We start from the raw sequence: 21837 nt of genomic DNA on the forward strand, positions 1-21837 counted from the left end.
TTGGCGAGCCGCATTGTCGCGGCAGGCCCATGAGCGAGAGCCTACTTTGCGATGAGTCGCTTTTTCTTGGGGGCCTTGGGCTTGGCTTTCTCGGCTCGCGCTCGCAGTGCTGCGCTCAAGGCCAACCGTCCCCAACTCTCCATCAGCGCCGGTGACTCCATCGCTTCTTCGGGCGCCACGAAGTAGCCCAAGGTCGCCACCTGACCTTCGCGCTCGTACTGAAAGGGAGTACAGCCGGCGGCCAGGAATTGTTCGCGAGTTTGGGCGTCGGCCTTCAGGTAGAGCTGATCAAAGGCGATGATGGCGATGAACAGGTCGTTCACATAAATGCCCCAGCCGCCAAACATGCGGCGATGGCGCAGGGCCCCCAGGGGACTGAGCAACTCCAGGCTGTGGTCCAGCAGTTCATGTTTGATTGCCATGGGTCAAATATAGGGTTTGAACGGACGCTAAGCGCGTCGGATGCTCAGTGACAGCACTCACAATCAGGCCCAGTCGGCGCAAAGCAGCGAGCCAAGCGCCGGCGGATTGTTACTTCCTTTGCCAGGGGAAATGTCCGTGGACCTGAATGACCGCACTGCCTTGCGTCACAAGCTGATTGAAGTTCGCCTGAACCTGCCGCATCGCTTGGAGCTGGCCGAGCAATTGCAGGAAGTCTTGCGTGTCTGGTTGCTGCGCCGCACCGAGCTGACGATTGGCGCTTATTGGCCGATCAAGGGTGAGTTTGACCCGCTGCCGGCCCTGTACCGTTGGGGTGAAAGCCACCCCGAGCGACGCATCGGTCTGCCCGTGGTGGATAAAGACCATGGCACGCTGCGATTTCACGTTTGGTACCCTGGCTGCCCCATGGAGGAAGACGCTTATGGCATCCCTAAACCCAAAGACACCGAGGTCTTTGAGCCTCAGTTGCTGCTGGTGCCTTGCGTGGGCTATGGCCCATTCGGCCTGCGTCTGGGCTATGGCGGCGGCTTCATGGATCGCACCCTGGCCGCCCTGCAACCGCGTCCGGCCACGGCTGGCATTGGCTATGCGCACGGCTTTCAGCCGCTGTTGAAGGCCGAGCCCCATGATGTGCCGCTGGAAGCGATGCTGACGGAGGAGGGCGTGGTTTGGGACATCCATGGCTGACAATCTGTCCTATGAATACCTACGCTCAACACCTGACCCTGCTGCAGCAACGCAGCGAAAACGCGCTGGCTCGCTGTGGCTTTGATGCGCTACTGATTGCCTCCGGCATCGAGAAATACGCCTTCCTGGACGACCGGCCCTATCTGTTTCAGCCCAATCCGCATTTCAAGCATTGGCTGCCGCTGGTCAACCACCCCAATAGCTGGCTGTTGCTGCGTCCCGGCCACAAGCCGCGCGTCGTTTATTACCAGCCCGATGATTACTGGCATGTGCCGCCCAGCGCGCCGACCGGGGAATGGGTCGAGCATGTGGAGCTGATTGTCATCAGCCGCGCCGAGGATGCGGCGGCTCATCTGAAGGCGCCGGGCCGCTTGGCCATCATTGGCGAGGCGGATGCGGCGCTGGACGGCGTGGTGCCGAATAATCCTGCCGATTTGCTCAACCTGCTGCACTACCCGCGCGCTTGCAAGAGCGAGTACGAGCTGGAACAGATGCGTGCCGCCTCGCGCCGTGCCGCGCCTGCGCACCTGGCCGCGCGCGACGCGTTTCTGGCTGGCGCCTCAGAGGCGGAGATTCACCGCGCCTACCTGATCGCCGCCGGCCACACCGATCGCGACCTGCCCTACGGCAATATCGTCGCCTTGAATGAGCATTGCGCGGTGCTGCACTACCAATACCAAGACGTGCAGCGCCCGGCCGAGAGCCTCAGCTTCTTGATCGACGCAGGCGCTCAAGTCAACGGTTATGCCTCTGACATCACCCGCACCTGGACGCATGGCAATGCCGCCAGCGCCGAGTTTGATGCGCTGCTGGCCGCCATGGAAAGCGCCCAACTGGCGCTGGTGGACGAGGTGCGCGCCGGGGTGGACTACCGTGAGATTCACCTCAGCACCCATCGCCGTATCGCCGCTATCTTGCAAGCGCAAGGCATTGTCAAGATGAGTGTGGAGGCGCAAATCGCCGAGCGTGTGACTTCCATCTTCATGCCTCACGGCACCGGCCATTTGCTGGGCCTGCAAGTGCATGATGTGGGCGGCTTTATGGCCGACGAGAGCGGCGCGCTGGCGCCCAAGCCCGAGGGTCACCCCTATCTGCGCCTGACGCGTACGCTGCAGCCCGGCATGGTGGTGACCATTGAGCCGGGCCTGTACTTCATCCCGACCCTGCTGCGCCAGCTGCGAGCCAGCTCGGCCTCTGCCTCGGTGGATTGGGCCTTGGTGGAGCGCCTCAGCCGCTTCGGCGGCATCCGCATTGAAGACGATGTGGTCTGCCGCGCCGAGGGCGGGCCAGAGAACATGACGCGGGATGCGTTTGCCGGCTTGTAAAGCGAACGCGTCGAAATAGAAAAGCCGCTGCGGCCCTGATGGGCTGCAGCGGCTTTTTCAATGGCGAGGCTGGCTTAGAAGCGCATGCCCAGGCCCACGCCGACCAGCAGCGGATCGACCTTGAATTCGCCGATGTCCGTGCCCTTGGAGTAGACAGTGGTCTTGATCTGAACCTTCTTGATGTCGATGTTCAGGTACAGATTCTTGGCAACTTCAATGTCAGCACCGATCTGTGCGGAGAAGCCCCAGCTGTTGTTCTTCAGGCTCAGGTCCAGCGGCGCGACGTTCGAGTCGAACTTGATGCTGGACAGATTGGTGTAGTTCACGCCCAGGCCCACATAAGGACGGAAAGTGCTGGTGGGGCTGAAGTGGTACTGCGCGCTAAGGGTTGGAGGCAGGTGCTTGAAGCTGCCGATCTTGCCCACGCCGGTGACCGACAGGTCTTGCGATTGCGGGTAGGTCAGGATCAACTCAGCGGCGATGTTGGGGGTGATGAAGTAGGTGATGTCCACTTCAGGCAGCCACTTGTTATTGATCGAGGCTTCGGCAGGCGAACCCACCACGGCGCTCAAAGTGGTGCGCAGCTTGTCGCTGTTGGTGTTGGCCGAATCCAGGTGCACAGCGCGTGCACGCACCAGCCAAGGGCCTTCTTGTTGAGCTTGAGCGGCAAACGAAGTGCCGGCCAGAGCGGCGGCTGCGGAAACGGTAGCGATAGCGCTGAAGAGCTTGCTGGTCATTTGGTCTTCTTCCTAAAAAGCCGGGAACAGCCCCGATGGAAGAGATTGGATGACGAGCGCAGGGGTTAACCCTTGATCTAACGCAAAGTCAAAAAAGCCCTCGCGAGGAGGGCCGGTTCAACTTGATCTTGCGCAAGAAGCTCAGCCGAGACTGAGGCGTTTGCACAACTCCAGCGTCAAAGTGGATTGATTGAGCGTATAGAAGTGGATGCTGGGCGCACCGCCGGCAATCAGACGCTCGCAAACGCGTGTCATCACCTCCAGGCCGAACTCGCGGATGCTGGCCACATCATCCATATAGCCTTCCATCTTCAGTGCCACCCAGCGCGGGATCTCGATGCCATCGCGGGCGGCGAACTGGGCGATGCGGGCGTAGTTGTGGAAGGGCATGATGCCGGGCACGATGGGCGCGTCCACACCGAGCTTGCGCACTTCGTCGACGAAGTGGAAGTAGGCATCGGGGTTGAAGAAGAACTGCGTGATGGCCGAGTTGGCGCCGGCGCGCATCTTGGCGGCAAAGTGCTGCAGATCCTTGGCCGCGTAGCGCTGCTGCGGGTGGTACTCGGGGTAGGCGGCCACTTCGATTTGCCAGTCCGGACCTTGGGTTTCGCGGATGAAGGACACCAGCTCCGAGGCATAACGGAATTCACCGGCGGTGGCGGTGCCGCTGGGCAGATCACCACGCAGGGCCACCACGCGGCGGATGTTTTGCGCGCGGTAGGTGGCCAGGATTTCAGCGATGTTCTCGCGGGTGGAGCCCACGCAAGAGAGGTGCGGTGCAGCCTCATAGCCGGCGGCCGCAATGTCCATCACCGTGCTCAGCGTCTTCTCGCGGGTGGAGCCGCCGGCGCCATAGGTGACGCTGAAGTAATGCGGATTCAGCACGGTCAGGTCTTGCACCACGGTCTTGAGCTTCTCGGTGCCCACCGGCGTGTTGGGCGGGAAGAACTCAAAGCTGACCGGCACGCGGTTTGTTGCTGTACTCATGGCTTTTCTTTCACAGCCTCCGGCGCTTGCGCCCAGAGGAAAAATTCTTTGTTGCCGTCACCGCCGGTGATGGCACTCTCAAAATAGCCCAGCACCCGCCAGCCCTGGTCTCGGGCAGCCTGGCGGGCCTGGGTTTCCAGCAGCGGGTATTGCTTGGCGTCCTTGATCAGGCCGCCGCGCGCCAGCGCCTTCTTGCCCAGTTCGAACTGCGGTTTTACTAGCAGCAAGACCTGACCCTGGGGCGCCAACCAAGCCGCCAGATGCGGCAGCGCGCCCAGCATCGAGATAAAGCTGAGGTCGCCAACGATCAGGGCAAAGCCTTCGGGCGGCGCATGCTGCGCCAAGGCCGAGCCGGCCAGCTCGCGCACATGCAAATGCTCCAGACCCACCACCTGGGGGTTCTGGCGCAGTTGCTCATGCAACTGGCTGTGGCCCACGTCCACGCCCACGACCTTGGCTGCACCCGCTTTCAGCAGGCAATCGGTAAAACCGCCGGTGCTCTGGCCCATGTCCAGCACCGTCAGGCCGCTCACATCCAGGCCGCTTTGCTGCAGCGCGCCCTCCAGCTTGAGCCCGCCGCGCGAGACAAAGCGCAACTCCGCGTCATCGCTGACGCGCAACTCGCAATGCTCCGGCAACTCCTCACCCGCCTTGCGGATCGCCTGCCAGTCCTTGGGGCCTTGCCACTGCGCCGCACCGGCCGTGATCAGCCGCTGCGCCGCCGAACGAGTCGGCGCCAGGCCTTTGGAAACTAACAGTTGATCAGCGCGCATAGGAGAAGGGGCAGGTGTGTCGAGGCGTAGCGAGCGGTTGTCAGGCTAGGCGCGGGCGGATCCGCAGACCGGAGCGTAGCTTGGGCTACGTGAGGATCTGTGGAGGGACCCGCAACAACGCCTGGCGACCGCGCAGTAGCCTTCAGATCAATAGCGGTAGGTGTTGGGCTTGAAGGGGCCCGTCTTGGGGACGCCAATATAGGCCGCCTGCTCATCCGACAACTCGCTCAGCTGCGCATTCAGCGTGGTCAGTTGCAGACGTGCCACCTTCTCGTCCAGGTGCTTGGGCAGCACATAGACCTTGCCGATGTCGTACGCGTCCTTGTGGGCGAACAGCTCGATCTGGGCGATGGTCTGGTTGGCGAAGCTCGACGACATCACATAGCTCGGGTGGCCCGTGCCGCAGCCCAGGTTCACCAGACGGCCCTTGGCCAAGAGGATGATGCGACGACCGGGTTTGCCATCAACACTCGGGAAGATCACATGGTCGACCTGCGGCTTGATCTCGTCCCACTCGCACTTGTCCAGCGAAGCCACATCGATCTCGTTGTCGAAGTGACCGATATTGCAGACGATGGCGTTGTTCTTCATCGCGGCCATGTGCTCGTAGCGGATCACGTTCTTGTTGCCGGTGGCGCTGACAAAAATGTCGGCCTTGTCTGCGGCGTATTCCATGGTGACCACGCGGTAGCCTTCCATGGCGGCTTGGAGGGCGCAGATCGGGTCGATCTCGGTCACCCAGACCTGCGCCGACAGGGCGCGCAGGGCCTGGGCCGAGCCCTTGCCCACATCACCGTAACCGGCCACCACGGCGATCTTGCCGGCCACCATCACGTCGGTGGCGCGCTTGATGGCGTCCACCAGCGATTCGCGGCAGCCATAGAGGTTGTCGAACTTGCTCTTGGTCACCGAGTCATTGACGTTGATGGCGCGGAACAGCAGGCTGCCCTTGGCGGCCATTTCGTTCAGGCGCAGCACGCCGGTGGTGGTTTCTTCGGTCACGCCGATGATTTCGGCGCTCTTGCGGGTGTACCAGCTCGAATCTTGGGCGATCTTGGCCTTGATGGCGGCGAACAAGATGCGCTCTTCTTCGCTGCCCGGCTTGTCCAGCACCGACAGGTCCTTCTCGGCCTTCTGGCCCAGGTGCATCAGCAGAGTGGCATCGCCGCCGTCGTCCAGGATCATATTGGGGCCTTCGCCCGCCGAGCCCTTGGCGCCGAATTCAAAGATGCGGTGGGTGTAGTCCCAGTAGTCTTCCAGGGTCTCGCCCTTGTAGGCGAACACCGGCGTGCCATTGGCCACCAAAGCGGCGGCGGCGTGGTCTTGGGTCGAGAAGATATTGCACGAGGCCCAGCGCACTTCGGCGCCCAGGGCTTGCAGGGTTTCGACCAGCACGCCGGTCTGGATGGTCATGTGCAGCGAGCCGGTGATGCGCGCGCCCTTGAGCGGCTGGGTGGCGGCGTACTCTTTGCGGATGGCCATCAGTGCCGGCATTTCGCTCTCGGCAATGGTCAGTTCTTTGCGGCCCCAAGCGGCCAGGCTCAGGTCGGCGATATGGAATTGGTCTTTGGACAGGGTAGTCGATGCAGCGGTCGTCATTGCGGGCTCCTTCAGGATATGAAGCCGCCACCGTCATCATTTGGGCAAACCGATCACCCACGCGAAGACGTCAGCGGGTGAGCGCGGTTGCAGGTCTTGCCGGCTGATTCGAGCTTGAATCCAGTCTGGCGCAAAACTTTTCCGAGCCTGGCCTGCTGTCATCAGCAGGTTGCAACGCTCCTCGGAACGGCGCAATTCTAGACGCATCAGACAAACCGGTCCAAAGAACAAGGTCATGTTTTGCGGACAATCCGCCGCATGCACCCATTCAGCCAATGCCCACCTGAAGCGCTGCGCGGCCTGCGCGGCATCTTGACCGACATCGACGACACCTTGACCGCCGAGGGCCAAATCGACCCCGAAGCGTTGCAGGCCCTGCAAGACTTGAGCGATCAAGGCCTGCCTGTCATTGCCATCACCGGCCGCCCGGCCGGCTGGAGCGAGCCCTTCGCCCTGACTTGGCCGGTGGCGGCCATCGTGGCGGAGAACGGGTCTGTGATGCTGCGCCGGGAACCGGGCGCCCAGGGTCAGGTCTTGCGCCGCGACTTCAGCCAGGACGAAGCTACCCGAGCCGCCAACTTCGCGCGCCTGCAAGCTTGTGCGGCGGATGTGTTGCGGCGGGTGCCTGGCGCTCGGCTGGCCACCGACTCCGCCGGCCGCTTGACCGATATCGCCGTGGATCACAGCGAGTTTGCCCATCTCAGCGCCGAGCAGATCGATGCCGTGTGCGCGGTGATGCGCGAGCATGGCTTGGTGGCTACGGTCAGCTCCATTCACATCAATGGCTGGATCGGCGAGCACAGCAAATGGAGCGCGGCGCATTGGGCGGTGCAAACCGTGCTGGGCCAGGCTTTTGTGCCCGAGCAATGGGTCTATGTGGGCGACTCCACCAATGACCAGACCATGTTTGCGCGCATGCCTTTGAGCGTTGGCGTGGCCAATATTTCGCGCTTTGTGCCGCAGCTGGAGTACTTGCCCTGCTACGTCACCCAGGCGGAAAGAGGACAGGGCTTTGCTGAGTTGGCGCGGGCAATGCTGGCGGCGCGCGCTTAGTTGGACGCTGAGTTAGGCGCTGAGTCAGACGCTGAGCCTGCTTCAGACGGTAACGCCAGAAAGGCGCGCATGCGCTCCAGCTCGGCCTGCCAAGCCTGGTCAAAAGCCTTGTCGCGCGGCGCTTTGCCGCTGACAAAGCCAGCTTGCGCTTGCATCTGACCGGCTTGCACCGAAACATTGGCCCAGCCCGGCATCTGGCCGCGCCACAGCATCGGCAGGGCGTAATAACCCAGCTTGCGCTTCGGTGCCGGGGTGTAAGCCTCGAAGCGATAGGCCCAGCCCCAGAAGCGCTCAAAGCGCAGACGGTCCCAGACCACCGGGTCGAAAGGTGCCAAGAGGCGCAGCTCGTCGTCTAGTTGCCAGCGTTTGGCGGCAGGGTTTTCGCCCTCCGGCCAGTACCAGCGCTGGCCCTCGATCTCGACACTGGGCCAGCTTTTGCGCGCGTGGGCAAGGATTTGTTTGATCTCTTTGCCCAGATGCGGCGCGCCATAGCCCAGCAAGCTGCAAAGCTGGCCGAGGCTGCGCGAGGGCAGCGGAGCGTATTTGGCCAAGATCAGCTGCACCAGGGCGCTGGCTTTCTCATGCGCACTGCGCTCATCGGCGGGGTGTTGGGCCAGGGAATAGATGCGGATGCCTGATTCGCGCTTGTGCACCCGCAGCAGACCACGGTAATGCATGCCGTCAAGCAAATGGGTGGTGGCATTGCTGCTGCCACCCCAGGCATTGCGGGTGCTGCCCAGATTAAGCTGCGCCTGAATCTCGCGCGGGTGGCTGGGCCCAATCTTTTCCAGCAGCGCCTGGACGGTGGCGGCATGTTGGGCGGTCTCGCTGCTCCAGCGTCGCTTGGCCTCGCGCGGATGCATCAGGCGCAGATGCTGGCGCGGCAAGAAGCCGTAATTGACCAGGCAGTCCTCTTCGATATCGAGCCTGGCGTAGCGTCGCTCCAAGTCGCCGGCCAGATAGTTTTTGACCCGCAAGCGCAGCGTCAAATCCTGCGCGCGCGCCGGCGCTCGGATCGGGTCGGCCTGCACAAAGCCCAGGCGCTCAATGGCTTGGGGCAAGCTGGTGGGTTTGAAGAGGCTGCGCGCAATGGCGTAGCGGCGCAAATCATCGAGCTCAGGAGATCGCATGGGCTGATTGTGCCGTGGCCTCGCACGAGAAAATTTTTGCTACAGAATTGGCGCAGGCGGTCGAAATCCTCCGGAATAGGAGGCTCCAACGGGCCCAGAGGGCGGGCGGCGACGCACCGCAAAGACATGACGGAAACCACCCAACTTGCGGCCAAGGTCTTGCTGCTGGAGCATGATCCGGACCATTACGCCAGCCTGATTGAGTTTTGTCGACAGGTGGGTCTGCAGGCGCTGCCGCGTTCGTCCAGCGATGCCTTGGCGGCGCTGGCTCAGCACAAGGACTTGGGTGGCGTGCTGCTGGCCGAAGACCTGCCTTGCGAAGGGCCCGACGGTCTGACGCTGGCTCGCGCCATTCACAAGCTGCGCCCCGAGCTGCCGATCTTTTTGCGCCGCACCAGCGAGCGGGAGCTGACCCTGCAGGAGCAAATCGTCGTGCGGCATCGCTGGACCGGCGGTGACCTGGCCTTGCTGCGCGAGGCGGTGGACCACGCCATCTTCAGCCTGAGCTATCCCACGGTGCTGGTGCGCGGCATTGTGGAGCTCACCTGCGAAGCTCTGAAGGCCATGTTCCCCTTTGCCAATGTGGAGGCCGAGGCGCCTTATGTGGTGCACGACCGCATCATCCATGGCGAGGTGTCCACTCTGATCCCCATCGAGAGCACTTGGTGCCGTGGCTACATGATGCTGCAAACCGAGGAGAACGCGCTGCGCCAAGGCTTGATTCAAGGCTTCAGCTACCAGGGCATAGGCGGCGATTTGAACTTCCGCGAGCTCAACAATATGCTGGGCGAAACCACCAATCTGATTTGGGGTGCGTTCAAAAATCGCTACATCCCGCCGCAGGATCTGAGCAAGCAGCAGATCCAAGTGCCCATCGTCATCAACCACCAGCACAAGTACATTTCATTCGGCTCGCAAGATCCTCAGCTGTGCATCCGCTACCACTTGTCGGATCCGGCGCGTCCGGGCATGCCGCCTTTGATGATTGTTCAGCGGGTGATTTTCAATCTGCATTGGTCGGTGGAAGAGTTCGAAGCCTTCATGGACCATGCGCCCTCGGCCGGGCCGACCGGCGAGTTGGAACTGTTTTGAATTGAATTCATTCAGGCCCGCAAACGCCTGGGTGCAGGGAGAGTTTTAGTTATGGCGAATGTGCTTGTGGTCGATGATTCCAGCACCATGCGAGAGATCGTGGCCACGTTTCTGGGGCAAAACGGTTTCCAGGTGGCGGTGGCTACCGATGGGCGGGATGGGCTGATGCAGTTGCGCGCCGACCCGGGCATTCGCCTGGTGGTCAGCGACGTCAATATGCCCAATATGGACGGCCTGACCATGGCCGAGAAAATCCGCACCGAGCTGGGCAATACCGGGGTGCGCATTGTGATGCTGACCACCGAAGACAACCCCCAGCTGCGTGCGCGCGGCAAGGCGATTGGCGTTACCGGTTGGATCGTCAAGCCCTTCCGAGGCGAGGCGGTCTTGGGGCCCTTCCGCAAGCTCTGCGGTATGTGAGGCGGGCTGGCGCTGCTGAGTTCAGCCGGCGGCGCGTTGCTCCAAGGTGTCCATCTGCATCTCAAAGCTGAAGAAGCGATTGCGCCCGCGTGACTTGGCGGTGTAAAGCGCATCATCAGCCCGCCTGAGCAAGCCTTCCAAGGTGGTGCCGGCTTCCGGAATGCAGGTGGTGATGCCGCCCGAGAGCGTCACAAAAGGCTTCACGGTGGACTGCTGATGCGGGATCGCCGTCAACTCCAGTGAACGCAAGACCGCACGTGCAAAGGTCATGGCGCCCGAGCGCGGCGTGCCCGGCAAGATCAGCGCAAACTCCTCGCCGCCGTAGCGGGCCGCAAAGTCGCGCGGACGGCGGCAGGTTTCGTTCAGCAACTGGGCGATGCGCTGCAAGCAGGCGTCGCCGTCCACATGGCCGAGGCTGTCGTTGTAGGCCTTGAACAGGTCGATATCGCACAAGACCAAGGTCAGCGGCTGCTTGTCGCGCTGCGCCGCCTGGATCTCTTGCTGCAAGCGGGCGTCAAAAGCGCGCCGGTTTGGCAGCCCGGTTAAGCCGTCTTCCATGCTCAGCTTGGTCAGCTGCTCATTGGCCGCGCGCAACTCGTCGGACAGTTCGATCAAGCGCAGCTGCATGCGCCGTAGTCTTTGCATGGCGCGCAGTTTGGCCTGCAAGACGGTGCCGGACACGGGCTTGACCAAGTAATCGTCGCCGCCGGATTCAATGCCTTGCCAGAGGTCCTGGTCTTGGTCACGGCTGGAGAGAAACACAATGGGCGTCCACCCGCCCGACTCCGCCGCCCGCATCTGGCTGGCCACCCAGTAGCCATCGCGGCCGGGCATTTCAACGTCCAGCAGTACCAAGTCCGGATGCTCTTGCCGGAACAGATTCAACGCTGTTTCCGCCGAATCGGCCTCAATCACCTGATGGCCGGCCGCATTCAATTGCGCCCCCAAGACACTGCGACTGCTGGCCTGATCATCGACAACCAAGATCAACAGCGGAGGCAATGCGGCAGGGGGCGTGATGGGCTGCATGGGGATTCCTCCAGAACGGGCTAGCGCCAGCGCGGCGCGGCTCAGATTATTGATCCCGGGCGCAGATGTGTTCCAGGGGTTTGTTGGGAGTGACTCGGACTTGTCTCGAAGTGGTTTGAGGCTGCTGATGGCACTTTGCGGACCTTTGCGGACTGGCTGGTGCCAAGCGCCGCCGGGGGCGTAATTCCGCTCCTGTCCCCCGCCGCCGCCTTGCAGGCGCCGACTCCTCCTTTACCTCGCGGAATCACGCCCCCGACGCCACTCGGCAGTTCCATCGATGTGTGCCCGCATCGAAGTCGCACGGCCGTTCTGGATCAGGACGCTTGGGGGCTTTGCGACGCGAGGTAAAGGAGGAGCCTCGGGCGCAAGCCCGGGGCGGGGGACAGGAGCGGCGTGAAGCCCCCAAGAGGCCTGATCATCGTCAAACCAAAAGTCCGCAAAGTGCCACGGCTTGACTGACGGTCGCGCGGGAGATGACTGTAGATGCGCAAGTCAGAGCCCGGAGAACCGGTAAACCCCATCCGCATCCAAACGCCTTTGCAAGCGACCCGACAGCCACAAGGCATTCAGGTGGGCGACGGATTCGCCCATGGCGAAAGTCGTTTGATGCAGGTCCAGCTTGCGTTTGAACAGCAGGTCCAGCAGTTCGGCGGCATGGCAGGGCTTGGCGCTGCAGGCCTGCAGGACATCGGCCAGGCGTTCATCGTGGTGTTCTTGCAGTTGGTCGACCCGGGCGTGCAGGCCGGTGAAGGGCTTGCCGTGGGAGGGCAGCACCAGGGTGTCGGCGGGCAAGCTCAGCATGCGCTGGATGGAGCTGAGGTAAAGGCTCAGCGGGTCGGCCTCGGGTTCCACGTCGACCACCGAGACATTGGTGGAGATGCGCGGCAGCACCATATCGCCGGAGATCAGCAAGCCTAAGCTGGGGCTGTGCAGGCTGATGTGCTCGGGCGCATGGCCGTAGCCGGTGATGCAGTGCCAGGCGTGGCCGCCGATGTTCAGCTGCAGTCCGTCCATCAGGCGCCGGAAGCTGCTCGGCACGGCCGGCACCATGCTGGGGTAATAGCTGCTGCGAGCACGAATCTTGGCGAGCGAATCCTCGTCGCTGAGGCCGTGGCTGGCGAAAAAGGCCGCGGCTGTGTTGCCGCCCATGCCCACGGTGGAGCCGCTGGCCAGCCGGGCCAGATTGAAGTCGGTGGCGCTGATCCAGGCGCGGCATTGCCAGCGCTCGGTCAGCCAGGCGGCCAGGCCAATGTGATCGGGGTGGAAGTGGGTGACGACCACCCGCAGAATGGGCAAACCTTCCAAATGCTCGGCAAACACCTGTTCCCACAGCGCGCGGGTGGCGTCATTGGCAACGCCGCAGTCGACCACGGTCCAGCCGGCTTGGCCATCGATCTCATCGCGCAGCAGCCACAGATTGATGTGGTCCAGCGCAAAAGGCAGGCCCATGCGTAGCCAGCGAACGCCCGGCGCCAACTCCAGCATGCCGCCCGGTGTTGGCACAGCGTCCCCCAAGGGATAGTGGAGTTCGGATTCTCTGAGATTGGCCATGAAGACTGCCTTGTGCTGCCGACCCGCTGTCTGAAGCGGCGGGCAATGAATAGAATTGCCGTTTACGTTAACGTCACTAAGGCCCCAGTTTAGCCATGAGCAACGATCCCCGCCCCGCAGTCCCGGCTGCAGCCGCCCCCGAGGGCAACGGGCGCTTGTTCACCATCACCGAGTTGGCCGCCGAGTTCGACATCACGCCGCGCGCGATTCGTTTTTATGAAGACATGGGCTTGCTGGAGCCCGCCCGCGCCGGCCGCAACCGCGTCTACACCCACCGCGACCGCACCCGCTTGAAGCTGACCCTGCGCGGCAAGCGCCTGGGCCTGACCCTGCAAGAGATCAAGCAGTTGGTGGATATGTATGACGCCTCCAGCGGTGCCGAATCGCAGCTGCGCGCTTTTCTGGAGGTCTTGCAGCAACACCGGCGCCAGTTGGAGCAGCAGTTGGATGACATCGAGGTCACTCTGGCCGAGATCAGCCAGCATGAAGAGCGCTGCCGCAGCTTGCTGGGTGAGTGACGGCCGTGGCCCGCGATATCGAAGCTGAGATCCTGCATCAGTTGCAGGCAGTCGAAGCGCAGCGTCAACTGCGTGTGGACGAAGCGGGGCTGGAGGCGCGGGTGCAAGCCCTTAAGTTGTATCAGCAACGGCGCTTTTCGCAGACCTATGCCGACTTGCTGCTGTCGCCGCGCTACGAGGCGGCGACCACCTTCTTTTTGCAGGAGCTTTATGGCCCCGGCGACTTCTCGCGCCGCGATGCGCAGTTTGCCCGGGTGGTGCCGGCGTTGGTGCGCATCTTCCCGTCCGAAGTGGTGGCAACTGTGGCTCAGCTGGCGGCCCTGCATGCGATCTCCGAAGACTTGGACACCCGCATGGCTCAGGCCCTGGGTCTAGAGCCCGTGCAGGCCAAAAGTTATCAAGCGGCTTGGTGTGCCTGTGGCGAGCCCGGCTTGCGTCAGCAGCAAATCGATCTGACCTTGGCGGTGGGCGTCTCGCTGGACAAGCTGACCCGCAAGCCGCTGCTGCGCCAGGCGCTGCGCATGATGCGGGGCCCGGCCACAGCGGCCAGCTTGAGCGAGTTGCAGGGCTTTTTGGAGCGAGGCTTTGACACCTTCAAGGCCATGCGCGGCGCCGATGAGTTTTTGGAGACGGTGCGCTCGCGCGAAGAGTTCCTGGCCTCAGCCTTGTTTGCCCGCAAGGGGCTGGCCGAGCTACCCTAGATTTCTCTGCGCTGGCCTTGTTGGGCTCAGAGCCCGATGCCGTACCAACCCAGACCCACGGTCCAAAGCACGCGGCTACCGGTGCGGTCTTCTCGGTTGGCGCTCAGGTCCAGACCCAGCTGGTCTCTCTTCAGCCAGTAGCGTCCGCCTAGACCATAACTGTTCGGTCCCATGGCCTCGTTTCGGTTGTTCGTCTGCATTTCGATGAAGAGCAAGCCGCGCTCGCTGGGGCTCCAGACCGCGGCCCAGTTCATCACTGTGGCGCTGCTCTTTGTATCTCGCAGCCTCGCCACGCCCAGATTGGCATGCAGAGTCCATGTCGGATCGAGTGCCAAGCTGGCCAGAGCGGTCATGCTGTATTGCGTCTGCCGCCAGCTCTGTGCTGGCGCTTGCTCATGATTGCTGGCCCAGCGCAGGCCGAGATTCAGCTCGCCCAACGCAGTCTTGAACTGCCAGGCGTCCGGCGCCAGCTTGAGGCCCATATTGCCTTGGCTTAGGCTGGGGCTGTCTTGCTGGCCTTGGCGTGCATAGCCCAGCTCCAACTCCCAGCCGGGCGCCACGCCGCAAGCCGGGGCGAATACCAAGCCTTGTGGCTGACGCGGGCCGGGCGTGCGTGGCTGCAGTTCTAGCCAGCTTTCAATCTGGCAGCTGCCGGCGTCGGCCACGCCGGCGTCATCGGTGTTCAGCGGCCGCCCGGCGTGGGCCGGCGCTATTCCGTTCAGCAAGCAAGCCAGTACGGCCACACAGGGGCGCCGCGTGATGAGTCTTAGGGTCCATCGCAAGTTCATGGCTCGCGATTGGACCTGATTTGCGTGACGATTCCTTGGCTCTGCTGGCGTAGCTCGGTCAAGACCGCAAAGCCAAGACCGGCCGCATCGCCAGCGCCGCCCAACCATGGCGCAAGCTGGCCAGCAAAGTCACCAAGACCAGCCCGGCCAGAGCCCAAGACTGCGGCCAAGCACCCAGGCTGACCCGGTCTGCAAACTGCGCCAGATAACGCTCTGCCAAGACGGCAGACAGGGGCAAGGCCAGCAGTGCCGCGCCCAGCAGCAGCGCTGCAAATTCCCGGAACAAGCTCTTCATCGCCTGCAGTGGTGATGCACCGTGAAGCTTGCGCAGCACGATCTCTTTGGCATGGCGCTGCACCAAGAAGGCCGCCAAGGCATAGACCCCGAAGCCGGCCAGCAGCAAGGCCAGCATACCGCAAGCGCTCACCAACTGGGCGATGCGCAGGTCCGACTTGTAAGCCGCCATCATGACTTGCTCGGCCGACTCCCATACCAAGGGTTCGCCGGGGAAATAGCGCTCCCAAAGTGGGGCCAAGACCTTGCTTGGGTCGCCGCCCGCGTTCATGCGCAAGTTCAGCACCCAAAAGACGCGCTGGCCGCTCCAAGCTTGGGCTCGGCTCTGTAGATAGAAGGGATAGAAGGCGTGGGGGCGGTCGGCTTCACGGGTGCTTTCTAAGCGCTGATTGGGCACCACGGCCACCACGCGCCAAGAGGAGCTGGTCTGATTCAAGCCGGTCATCACCGTGCTGAGCGACTGCCCCAGCGCCTGTTCAGGCGAGCCCCAGCCCAAGGCCTTGGTCGCCGCCTCATCCAGCACCAAGCCGTCTTGGCCCTGGCCCTCGATTTGACCGGCCAGAATCGGGATGCGGTAGAGCTTGAAAAAGCCTGCGTCCGCATGGTTGAAGCGCAGCTTGGCTTGCTGCTCGCCGCGAGTGAATTGGGCGTTACGGTCCATGAAAACATTGCCCGGCACGCTGTCGCTCCAAGCCAGTGCCGCCACGTCGGGGCGCTGTTGCAGCGCCTGGTGGAAGTCTTGCGCTTGTTGTGCGCTGGCCTGCTCGGGCAAGCGCAGCGTGATCACGCCCTCGGGCTGGAAGCCCAGCTCACGGCTCAGCACATGGCCGTTTTGTGCGCTCAGAATCAGGGCCGCACTTACTACAAACAAGGCGATGGCGAACTGCAGGCCAGTCAAAGCGCGCCGCAGCCAGCGGCCGCCCTGGCTCTCGCTGGCTTGCCGCCCTTGCAGCGCGGCGGCGGCGTGCATGCGCCAAGCCAGGCGCGCCGGGTAGAGGCACACCAGGAACGAGAGCAAGCCACAAGCCAGCAGCAGGCCGGCCAGCGGCTGGGCCTGCAGCAAGCTGTCGGGTTGCGGCACTTGCAAGGCCTGGCTGGCCCAAGGCAGCAGCATCCAGGCCAGCAGCAAAGCCAAGCCTGCAGCCAGAGCGATGATCAGCAGCGCTTCCACCGCAAATTGCAGCAGCAGGCGTGCCGGGCTGATGCCCAGCGCTTTGCGCACCGCAATCTCACGTTGACGCTGCAAGGTGCGCACGCCGCTGAGGTTGATGTGATTCAACAGCGCCAGACTCAGCAGCAAGACCGCCACGCCGGCTAGCGCCCCCAGCATTTGCAGCCTTTGCCGGCCGGCGCGCCCTTCAAACGGCATTTGCGGCACCGGCAGGGCGCGCATGAAAGCGGCCTTGCGCCCGCCCGCCGTCCAGTCGGGCGGCAGCTGTTTCATCACCGGGCTTTGGTCGAGCAGTGCTTGGGCCAGCGCGCCGATCTGCTCGGTGTTGGCCCCCGTGGCCAGGCGGGCGAAGACCTGACCATTGATCTGGAACCAGGCGCTGCGAGTCTCCTCGTCCAGCCCCGCGGCCGGCGAGTCAAAGCTGATCCAGGCCTCAGCGCGAATCAGGCTGCGTGAGCCGGGCTCGGGCAGCACGGCGGCCACCCGCAGCCGGTGCTCGCCGATATCGACGCTGCGCCCCAGGGCTTTGTCGCTGCCAAACAGCCGCTGCGCCAAGGACTCGGTCAAGGCGATGGTGTCGGGGTGGCTGAGAGCATCTTGCAGATCGCCTTGCAGCGGGCGCAGATTGAAGAGCGCTGCCGCGCTGGCGTCGGCCGCCGTCACCTGGGCGCGCAGCTTGCGGTTGCCGACGCGCAGGCTGGGTTTGTCGTCCGAAATCCGGGTGAGCATCTCCAGCGGCGCGCGGGCGTCTTGTAGCGCTTGCTTGAACACAAAGGGCGCGCCCAAAAACCAGTCCTCTTGCCGACCCGGCATATTGCCGTGGAAGTCGATCAAGACGATGCGCTCGGGATCTTGCAGCGCTGGGTCGGGGCGCAGGCGCTCGCCCAGCAGCGCGGCCAGCAAATAGCAGGCTGCCAAAGCCAAAGCCAGGCCGACGATCAGCACGGTGGCATTGAGCGGTTCCGCGCGCAGCTGGCGGGCCGCAACTCGCAGGTCGAGCAGTCTCATCGCCTCAGCCGCCGTCGCGCAGCGCCAAGATCGGCCGCATCGACATCGCCGCCAAGCCATGGCGCAGGCCGGCCAGGCCGCTCATCAAGAGGGTGATCATCAATGCCGCCAGCAGCGGCCAGCCGCCCATCGGTGCGCGCTCAACAAAGCCGGCCAGGTATTGCTGGCCAATCCACCAGATCAAGGGCAGGCTGATGACAGCGGCCAGGCCCAAGAGCGGCGCGAACTCTTTCAGCAGCAGGCCGGCGATGTGGCGATGGTCGGCGCCGTGCAGCTTGCGGATGACAATCTCCAGCTGGCTGCGGCGCACCGTGTAGGCGGCCAGCGCATAAACGCCGAAGGCGGCCAGCAAGAGGGCGATCAAGCTGGTGGCGGCGATCAGGCGGCCGACATTGCGATCCATGCGGTAGCGCTGGGCCAGTTGCTCTTCGACACCGTTCATCTCGATCACCGTGTCGGGCAAATAGCGTGGCCAAGCCTCGGCCGCGGCGGCGCGCAGCGCGGCCATGTCGGGGCCCTTCAATGTCAAGACACTGCGCACCCGCTTGGACAGGCGAAAAACCTGCGGCTGGGAGATATTGCGGGCCGACTCCTGCTTGATCGCGCCAAACACGGCCTTGATGCGGAAGCCGTCCGGGCCCGACATCAGCTGCTTGCCGATGGCTTCTTGCGGCGAGGCAAAGCCGAAGGCCTTGACGGCGGTTTCGTCGATGGCCAATGGCCGGTCGACGCCGGGTTCGGTCTTGTCGGGCAAGACGATGCCTTCCAGGCTGCCGGCCAGCAGCGGGATTTGGTAGACCGAGAAGAAGCCCAGGTCATAGCGGGCGCTGCGTGCGCCGGCCTTGATATTGCCATTGGCCAAGGTATCGATCATTCCTACTGGATTGCGGCCCGGCACATCGTCGCTCCAGCTCAAGCCTTGCACGGCGGGGTGGCTCTTCAGCGTTTCGTAGAGGCCATCGACCTGCTCTGGCTTGATGTCTTGCGGCAGGTCCAGGGCCAAGAGCCCGCCGGTCTTGAAGCCCAGGTCCAATTTGCCGACATAGTCACTTTGCCAGACCACAATCACGGCGGCGCCCGACAGCGTCAGCGCGGCGCAGAACTGGAACACCGTCATGGCGCGGCGCAGCGTGCGGCCCCGCGCGCCTTCGCTCTGTTTGCGGCCCTGCAGGGCTGGGGCGCAATGCACGCCCAGCGCCACCCGGGCCGGGTACAAGCCGGTCAAGATGCCGAGCGCCAGGCAGCCGAGCAACAAGCTCAGCAGCTGGGTCGGTGCGAATAGCTTGGCGGCGAACTGAACGTCCAACAGATCGGCCAAGGCCGGCGCCAGCAACCAGGCCAGCAGCAGGCCCACCGCGCCGGCCAGCAAGGCCACCAGGCTGGACTCGGCCACAAACTGCGCGGCCAAACGAGTCGGGCTGGCGCCCAGGCTCTTGCGCACCGCAATCTCGCGCTGGCGACGCAGGGTGCGCACGCTGCTCAGGTTCACATAGTTGATGGCGGCCAGGCCCAGCATCATGGTGGCCGCCGAGCCGAGGGCGGCGTAGAGCATCAAACGGGTGCTGCTGTCAGCGCCGTCAAAAGGCAGGCGGCTCAGCGGCACGGCGCGCACATAGGCCGACTTGCGACCACCGGCGCTCCATTCCGGCGGCACTTCCTTGGTGCCAGGGCTGCGGTCAAAAATGTCTTGCATCAGCTGCGTCAGCTGCACGCTGCTGGCGCCATCGGCCAGGCGAACAAAGACCCGGCCGGCGACGGCGAACCAAATTTTGTCCATGCCGCTCACGGCCATGCCCGAGGTGGGCGAGTCGAAGCTGGCCAGGGCGTCGAATTGCAACTCGCTGTTGGCGGCTTGCCGCGGCAACACTGCCACCACCGTCATGTCTTGATTGTTCATGCGCACGCGTTGGCCCAGGGCTTCTTGGCCGGCGCCGAACAGGCGCTCTGCGGCGGCCGTGCTCAGTGCAATCGTGTCGGGCTTGCTGAGCGCGGCTTGCAGATCACCCTTGAGGGCCTTCAGGCCAAACATGGGCGCCAAGTCGGCGTCACTGAACAGCACTTGGGTTTTGCTGAGCCGCTCACCGGCGCGCAGGCTCTGCTCGCTGTCGAGCAAGCGGGCGGCCTGCGTGATGGGGGCCTTGGCCTCGCGCAAGGCCGTGGCAAACACGAAAGGACTGCTGGAGAACCAGTCGTCATTGCGCCCAGGGATATTGCCCTTGAACTCCATACGCGCGACGCGCTCGGGCGCCGGCACGGCCGGGTCCGGCAGCCAACGGTTGTTCAAGAGCAGGGCGATCAGGTAGGTGGCGGCGATGGCGATGGCCAGGCCCAGCACCACAACCAGAGAGTAGGCCGGCTCGGCCAGCAATTGGCGCCAGCTGACGCGCAGGTCTTTGAGTTTCATGGGTCAGTTCCCTCGCAATCAGGCGGCCAGGGCGTCGACCAGAATGCGGCCATCCAGCAAACGCAGGCAACGTGAGGCCTGGGCCGCATGAGCCGGCGAGTGGGTCACCATCACCAGCGTCGTGCCCTCGGCATTGAGTTCGCGCAGGATGCGCATCACCTCGTCGCCCTGGGCGCTGTCGAGGTTGCCGGTCGGCTCATCGGCCAGCAGCAGGGCCGGGCGCGAGACGATGGCGCGGGCAATCGCCACGCGCTGCTGCTGGCCGCCCGAGAGCTGCGAGGGGCGATGGTTGGCGCGGTGGGTGATGCCCAGGCGGTGCAGCGCTTCATCGACGCGGCCTTTGTGCTCGGCCACCGGCACCTCGCCGTACTCGAGTGCGAGCTCGATGTTCTCGCGCACACTCAGGTCGTCAATCAGGTTGAAGCTCTGGAACACAAAGCCGATGCGGCCGCGGCGCAGTTTGCTCAGCTGGCGCTCGTTCCAGCCGGTGACGTTCTGGCCGTCGAACCAGTATTCACCGCTGCTGGGCGCATCCAGCAGGCCCAATATGCTCAAGAGGCTGGACTTGCCGCAACCCGAGGGGCCGGTGATGGCCAGGTACTCGCCGGCTTCGATCTGCAGATCGATGCAGTTCAAGGCGGTGGTTTCGACTTCGCTATTGCGGTGCAGTTTGCTCAGGTTTTTCAGCTGGATCATGATGGCTTCGCTCCTCGGAAATTGGGTTCAGGACTTGAGATTCAGGGTTTTGGCTTCGCCGAATTGGCGCACCTTGGAGACGATCACTCGCTCCTTGGGTGCCAAGCCCTCCAACACTTCGATCTGGCCGGCAGCGCGGCGACCTAGACGCACATTGCGGCGCTCGGCCTTGCTGCCGTCGGCGCTCAGCACATAGACCCAGGCACCGCCGCTGTCGGCGTAGAAGGGGCCGTCGGCCAAGAGCTTGGCGCGGCTGGGTTGGCCCAGCACGATGCGGGCGTCCAGGCTCTGGCCGGCTTGCAGGGCCGGTGGTATGTCCTTGGCAAATTCCAGCTCAACGCCGAAGCGGCCGTCTTTCACCTGCGGCAGGCGCTGCGACACCGTCAGGGGCCAGGTCTTGCCCGCGGCTTCCAAGCTGGCCTTCAGGCCCGTTTGCACGCGGCTGAGGTAGAACTCATCGACATTGCCGCTGAGCTTGAAGCCGTTGATGTCATCGATGCGGCCGAGCCGGTCGCCCGGCTTGACCGAGCTGCCCACCTGCAGGGTGAAGCCGCTCAGCTGGCCGTCGCGCGGGGCGCGGGCCGACAAGCCGCTGGCCGCCTTGCGCACCACCGACAGCCCTTCGCTCAGACCTTTGACGGCGCGCTCCATCTCGGCCACCGCTTGCTCGCGGGTGCGCAACTCGGCCGTGCCGTCCTCGCGGGCCTGGTTCAGCAGGCGTTGCTGTTGTTCGCGACGCAGTTTCGCGTCCTCCAGCACCGAGGCCGAGACAAAGCCTTGAGCTGCCAAGCCTTGTTGACGGCTCAGATCGTTTTCGGCCTTGGTCAGCTCATGTTGCAAAGTACTGAGGTCGCGGCGCTGCATGGCCTGGGCATTCGCCAGCGCGGTGCGCTGCATGGCCAGATTGGCCTGCTGCTGCGCCACCTCGGCCGAGCGCTGCAAGACTTCTTGCTCGCGCTGCGGATTCGACAAGCGGTAGAGCAGGGCGCCTTCCTTGAGCATGTCGCCATCGCGGACTAACACCGCATCGACCCGGCCGCTCTCGGTCGCATCCAGCAACACCTGATGCGCCGGCACGACCTGGGCGCGCAAGACCAGCTCGTCGCGGAATTCGCCTTCGCTGACCGTGGCCAAGCTCAACTCACTCAGCGGCACGCTGAGTCCGCGCGGCACGCTGGTGTAGAGCAAGCCGCCCAGCACCAGGGCGGCCAGCACCCCGCCCGCCCAGCGCAGCGGCTTGGCGTATTTGTTCTTGGGCAAGGCGCGGTCCATGGCGGCGCCAGAGACGGGAGGCAATCGATGCAGATTCGCGTTCATGCCCTCACTAGCGCAAGAGCCGTGCCAAGCGCCTTGGCCCATTTCAGCGCCACGTGCCTATGTATCTGTCCGATTCCGGACAGGGTGTCAGGCTTCTGACTGTCCGGAATCGGACA

General features: G+C 63.7%; 20 protein-coding genes and 1 riboswitch. Of the genes, 7 read left to right on the plus strand and 13 right to left on the minus strand.

Translation table 11 applies throughout. From position 1 onward, the window contains the following. Positions 1-41: 41 nt before the first annotated feature. Positions 42-422 (minus strand): TfoX/Sxy family protein, encoded by a 381-nt coding sequence (locus tag LNV06_RS21655; protein ID WP_263540390.1) that lies wholly within the window; start codon positions 420-422, stop codon positions 42-44. A gap of 130 nt (positions 423-552) precedes the next feature. Between LNV06_RS21655 and LNV06_RS21660 the strand changes: the two genes are divergently transcribed. Both LNV06_RS21660 and pepQ read left to right on the plus strand, forming a co-directional pair. Continuing rightward, positions 553-1128 (plus strand): 5-formyltetrahydrofolate cyclo-ligase, encoded by a 576-nt coding sequence (locus tag LNV06_RS21660; protein WP_411970147.1) that lies wholly within the window; start codon positions 553-555, stop codon positions 1126-1128. A gap of 11 nt (positions 1129-1139) precedes the next feature. Then, positions 1140-2453 carry a Xaa-Pro dipeptidase gene (gene pepQ / locus LNV06_RS21665; RefSeq protein WP_263540392.1) on the plus strand — a complete coding sequence of 438 codons (1314 nt, stop codon included), beginning with the start codon at positions 1140-1142 and terminating at the stop codon, positions 2451-2453. 74 nt (positions 2454-2527) lie between these two features. On the opposite strand, the gene LNV06_RS21670 is transcribed toward pepQ, so the two are convergent. From LNV06_RS21670 to ahcY, 4 genes are all read right to left on the minus strand, one after another. Further along, positions 2528-3190 carry an OmpW/AlkL family protein gene (locus tag LNV06_RS21670; RefSeq protein ID WP_263540393.1) on the minus strand — a complete coding sequence of 221 codons (663 nt, stop codon included), beginning with the start codon at positions 3188-3190 and terminating at the stop codon, positions 2528-2530. Between the two features lie 141 nt (positions 3191-3331). Further along, the gene (gene metF / locus LNV06_RS21675) at positions 3332-4177 is read right to left on the minus strand and encodes a methylenetetrahydrofolate reductase [NAD(P)H] (RefSeq protein WP_263540394.1); all 846 of its coding nucleotides are present in this window, start codon (positions 4175-4177) and stop codon (positions 3332-3334) included. After that, the gene (locus LNV06_RS21680; RefSeq protein ID WP_263540395.1) at positions 4174-4950 is read right to left on the minus strand and encodes a TlyA family RNA methyltransferase; all 777 of its coding nucleotides are present in this window, start codon (positions 4948-4950) and stop codon (positions 4174-4176) included. The genes metF and LNV06_RS21680 overlap by 4 nt, the downstream gene beginning before the upstream one ends. A gap of 147 nt (positions 4951-5097) precedes the next feature. After that, a complete protein-coding gene (gene ahcY / locus LNV06_RS21685; protein ID WP_263540396.1) occupies positions 5098-6549 on the minus strand; it encodes an adenosylhomocysteinase in 1452 nt (483 codons plus the stop codon). Between the two features lie 72 nt (positions 6550-6621). Then, positions 6622-6738: riboswitch (S-adenosyl-L-homocysteine riboswitch) on the minus strand. A gap of 69 nt (positions 6739-6807) precedes the next feature. On the opposite strand from ahcY, the gene LNV06_RS21690 reads away from it, so the two are divergent. Further along, positions 6808-7602 carry an HAD-IIB family hydrolase gene (locus LNV06_RS21690; protein WP_263540397.1) on the plus strand — a complete coding sequence of 265 codons (795 nt, stop codon included), beginning with the start codon at positions 6808-6810 and terminating at the stop codon, positions 7600-7602. On the opposite strand, the gene LNV06_RS21695 is transcribed toward LNV06_RS21690, so the two are convergent. Next, the gene (locus LNV06_RS21695; RefSeq protein ID WP_263540398.1) at positions 7599-8732 is read right to left on the minus strand and encodes a DNA glycosylase AlkZ-like family protein; all 1134 of its coding nucleotides are present in this window, start codon (positions 8730-8732) and stop codon (positions 7599-7601) included. The two genes, LNV06_RS21690 and LNV06_RS21695, sit on opposite strands and share 4 nt — an antisense overlap. Positions 8733-8858: 126 nt before the next feature. Between LNV06_RS21695 and LNV06_RS21700 the strand changes: the two genes are divergently transcribed. Together LNV06_RS21700 and LNV06_RS21705 are read left to right on the plus strand one after the other, a co-directional pair. Next, complete coding sequence (locus tag LNV06_RS21700; protein ID WP_263540399.1) at positions 8859-9824, plus strand: chemotaxis protein CheX; 966 nt, start codon at positions 8859-8861, stop codon at positions 9822-9824. A 51-nt stretch (positions 9825-9875) separates the two neighbouring features. Next, positions 9876-10244: a response regulator gene (locus LNV06_RS21705; RefSeq protein ID WP_263540400.1), complete on the plus strand. Its 369-nt coding sequence runs from the start codon at positions 9876-9878 to the stop codon at positions 10242-10244. Positions 10245-10265: 21 nt separating this feature from the next. Here the strand turns inward: LNV06_RS21705 and LNV06_RS21710 are convergent, their stop codons facing one another. Both LNV06_RS21710 and LNV06_RS21715 read right to left on the minus strand, forming a co-directional pair. Further along, positions 10266-11273: a GGDEF domain-containing response regulator gene (locus LNV06_RS21710; RefSeq protein ID WP_263540401.1), complete on the minus strand. Its 1008-nt coding sequence runs from the start codon at positions 11271-11273 to the stop codon at positions 10266-10268. Between the two features lie 492 nt (positions 11274-11765). Continuing rightward, positions 11766-12824: an MBL fold metallo-hydrolase gene (locus LNV06_RS21715; protein ID WP_263540402.1), complete on the minus strand. Its 1059-nt coding sequence runs from the start codon at positions 12822-12824 to the stop codon at positions 11766-11768. A 95-nt stretch (positions 12825-12919) separates the two neighbouring features. On the opposite strand from LNV06_RS21715, the gene LNV06_RS21720 reads away from it, so the two are divergent. Both LNV06_RS21720 and LNV06_RS21725 read left to right on the plus strand, forming a co-directional pair. Continuing rightward, positions 12920-13342: a MerR family transcriptional regulator gene (locus LNV06_RS21720; RefSeq protein WP_263540403.1), complete on the plus strand. Its 423-nt coding sequence runs from the start codon at positions 12920-12922 to the stop codon at positions 13340-13342. Between the two features lie 5 nt (positions 13343-13347). Further along, the gene (locus tag LNV06_RS21725; protein ID WP_263540404.1) at positions 13348-14043 is read left to right on the plus strand and encodes a DUF8198 family protein; all 696 of its coding nucleotides are present in this window, start codon (positions 13348-13350) and stop codon (positions 14041-14043) included. 26 nt (positions 14044-14069) lie between these two features. Here LNV06_RS21725 and LNV06_RS21730 read toward each other — a convergent pair whose 3' ends face one another. From LNV06_RS21730 to LNV06_RS21750, 5 genes are read right to left on the minus strand one after another with little or no spacing between them, the layout of a single operon-like run. Then, complete coding sequence (locus LNV06_RS21730) at positions 14070-14831, minus strand: PA4824 family protein (protein WP_263540405.1); 762 nt, start codon at positions 14829-14831, stop codon at positions 14070-14072. Positions 14832-14889: 58 nt separating this feature from the next. After that, positions 14890-17304: an ABC transporter permease gene (locus LNV06_RS21735; RefSeq protein ID WP_263540406.1), complete on the minus strand. Its 2415-nt coding sequence runs from the start codon at positions 17302-17304 to the stop codon at positions 14890-14892. Between the two features lie 4 nt (positions 17305-17308). Further along, complete coding sequence (locus LNV06_RS21740; protein WP_263540407.1) at positions 17309-19708, minus strand: FtsX-like permease family protein; 2400 nt, start codon at positions 19706-19708, stop codon at positions 17309-17311. An 18-nt stretch (positions 19709-19726) separates the two neighbouring features. Continuing rightward, positions 19727-20404, minus strand: a complete 678-nt coding sequence (locus LNV06_RS21745; RefSeq protein ID WP_263540408.1) for an ABC transporter ATP-binding protein — start codon at positions 20402-20404, stop codon at positions 19727-19729. A 27-nt stretch (positions 20405-20431) separates the two neighbouring features. Next, a complete protein-coding gene (locus LNV06_RS21750; RefSeq protein WP_263540409.1) occupies positions 20432-21721 on the minus strand; it encodes an efflux RND transporter periplasmic adaptor subunit in 1290 nt (429 codons plus the stop codon). Positions 21722-21837: the final 116 nt, after the last annotated feature.

The organism is Paucibacter sp. Y2R2-4, from assembly GCF_025717535.1.
GTDB lineage: Bacteria > Pseudomonadota > Gammaproteobacteria > Burkholderiales > Burkholderiaceae_C > Paucibacter_A.

Excerpts from the sequence above, each read along its gene's own strand:
- LNV06_RS21695 (WP_263540398.1), bottom strand. The coding sequence starts at position 8,732 with ATGCGATCTCCTGAGCTCGATGATTTGCGCCGCTACGCCATTGCGCGC.
- LNV06_RS21735 (WP_263540406.1), bottom strand. The coding sequence starts at position 17,304 with ATGAGACTGCTCGACCTGCGAGTTGCGGCCCGCCAGCTGCGCGCGGAA.
- LNV06_RS21745 (WP_263540408.1), bottom strand. The coding sequence starts at position 20,404 with ATGATCCAGCTGAAAAACCTGAGCAAACTGCACCGCAATAGCGAAGTC.
- pepQ (WP_263540392.1), top strand. The coding sequence starts at position 1,140 with ATGAATACCTACGCTCAACACCTGACCCTGCTGCAGCAACGCAGCGAA.
- LNV06_RS21670 (WP_263540393.1), bottom strand. The coding sequence starts at position 3,190 with ATGACCAGCAAGCTCTTCAGCGCTATCGCTACCGTTTCCGCAGCCGCC.
- LNV06_RS21700 (WP_263540399.1), top strand. The coding sequence starts at position 8,859 with ATGACGGAAACCACCCAACTTGCGGCCAAGGTCTTGCTGCTGGAGCAT.
- LNV06_RS21690 (WP_263540397.1), top strand. The coding sequence starts at position 6,808 with ATGCACCCATTCAGCCAATGCCCACCTGAAGCGCTGCGCGGCCTGCGC.
- LNV06_RS21680 (WP_263540395.1), bottom strand. The coding sequence starts at position 4,950 with ATGCGCGCTGATCAACTGTTAGTTTCCAAAGGCCTGGCGCCGACTCGT.
- LNV06_RS21730 (WP_263540405.1), bottom strand. The coding sequence starts at position 14,831 with ATGAACTTGCGATGGACCCTAAGACTCATCACGCGGCGCCCCTGTGTG.
- LNV06_RS21750 (WP_263540409.1), bottom strand. The coding sequence starts at position 21,721 with ATGAACGCGAATCTGCATCGATTGCCTCCCGTCTCTGGCGCCGCCATG.
- ahcY (WP_263540396.1), bottom strand. The coding sequence starts at position 6,549 with ATGACGACCGCTGCATCGACTACCCTGTCCAAAGACCAATTCCATATC.
- LNV06_RS21740 (WP_263540407.1), bottom strand. The coding sequence starts at position 19,708 with ATGAAACTCAAAGACCTGCGCGTCAGCTGGCGCCAATTGCTGGCCGAG.
- LNV06_RS21660 (WP_411970147.1), top strand. The coding sequence starts at position 553 with ATGTCCGTGGACCTGAATGACCGCACTGCCTTGCGTCACAAGCTGATT.
- LNV06_RS21720 (WP_263540403.1), top strand. The coding sequence starts at position 12,920 with ATGAGCAACGATCCCCGCCCCGCAGTCCCGGCTGCAGCCGCCCCCGAG.
- LNV06_RS21655 (WP_263540390.1), bottom strand. The coding sequence starts at position 422 with ATGGCAATCAAACATGAACTGCTGGACCACAGCCTGGAGTTGCTCAGT.
- LNV06_RS21710 (WP_263540401.1), bottom strand. The coding sequence starts at position 11,273 with ATGCAGCCCATCACGCCCCCTGCCGCATTGCCTCCGCTGTTGATCTTG.
- metF (WP_263540394.1), bottom strand. The coding sequence starts at position 4,177 with ATGAGTACAGCAACAAACCGCGTGCCGGTCAGCTTTGAGTTCTTCCCG.
- LNV06_RS21715 (WP_263540402.1), bottom strand. The coding sequence starts at position 12,824 with ATGGCCAATCTCAGAGAATCCGAACTCCACTATCCCTTGGGGGACGCT.
- LNV06_RS21705 (WP_263540400.1), top strand. The coding sequence starts at position 9,876 with ATGGCGAATGTGCTTGTGGTCGATGATTCCAGCACCATGCGAGAGATC.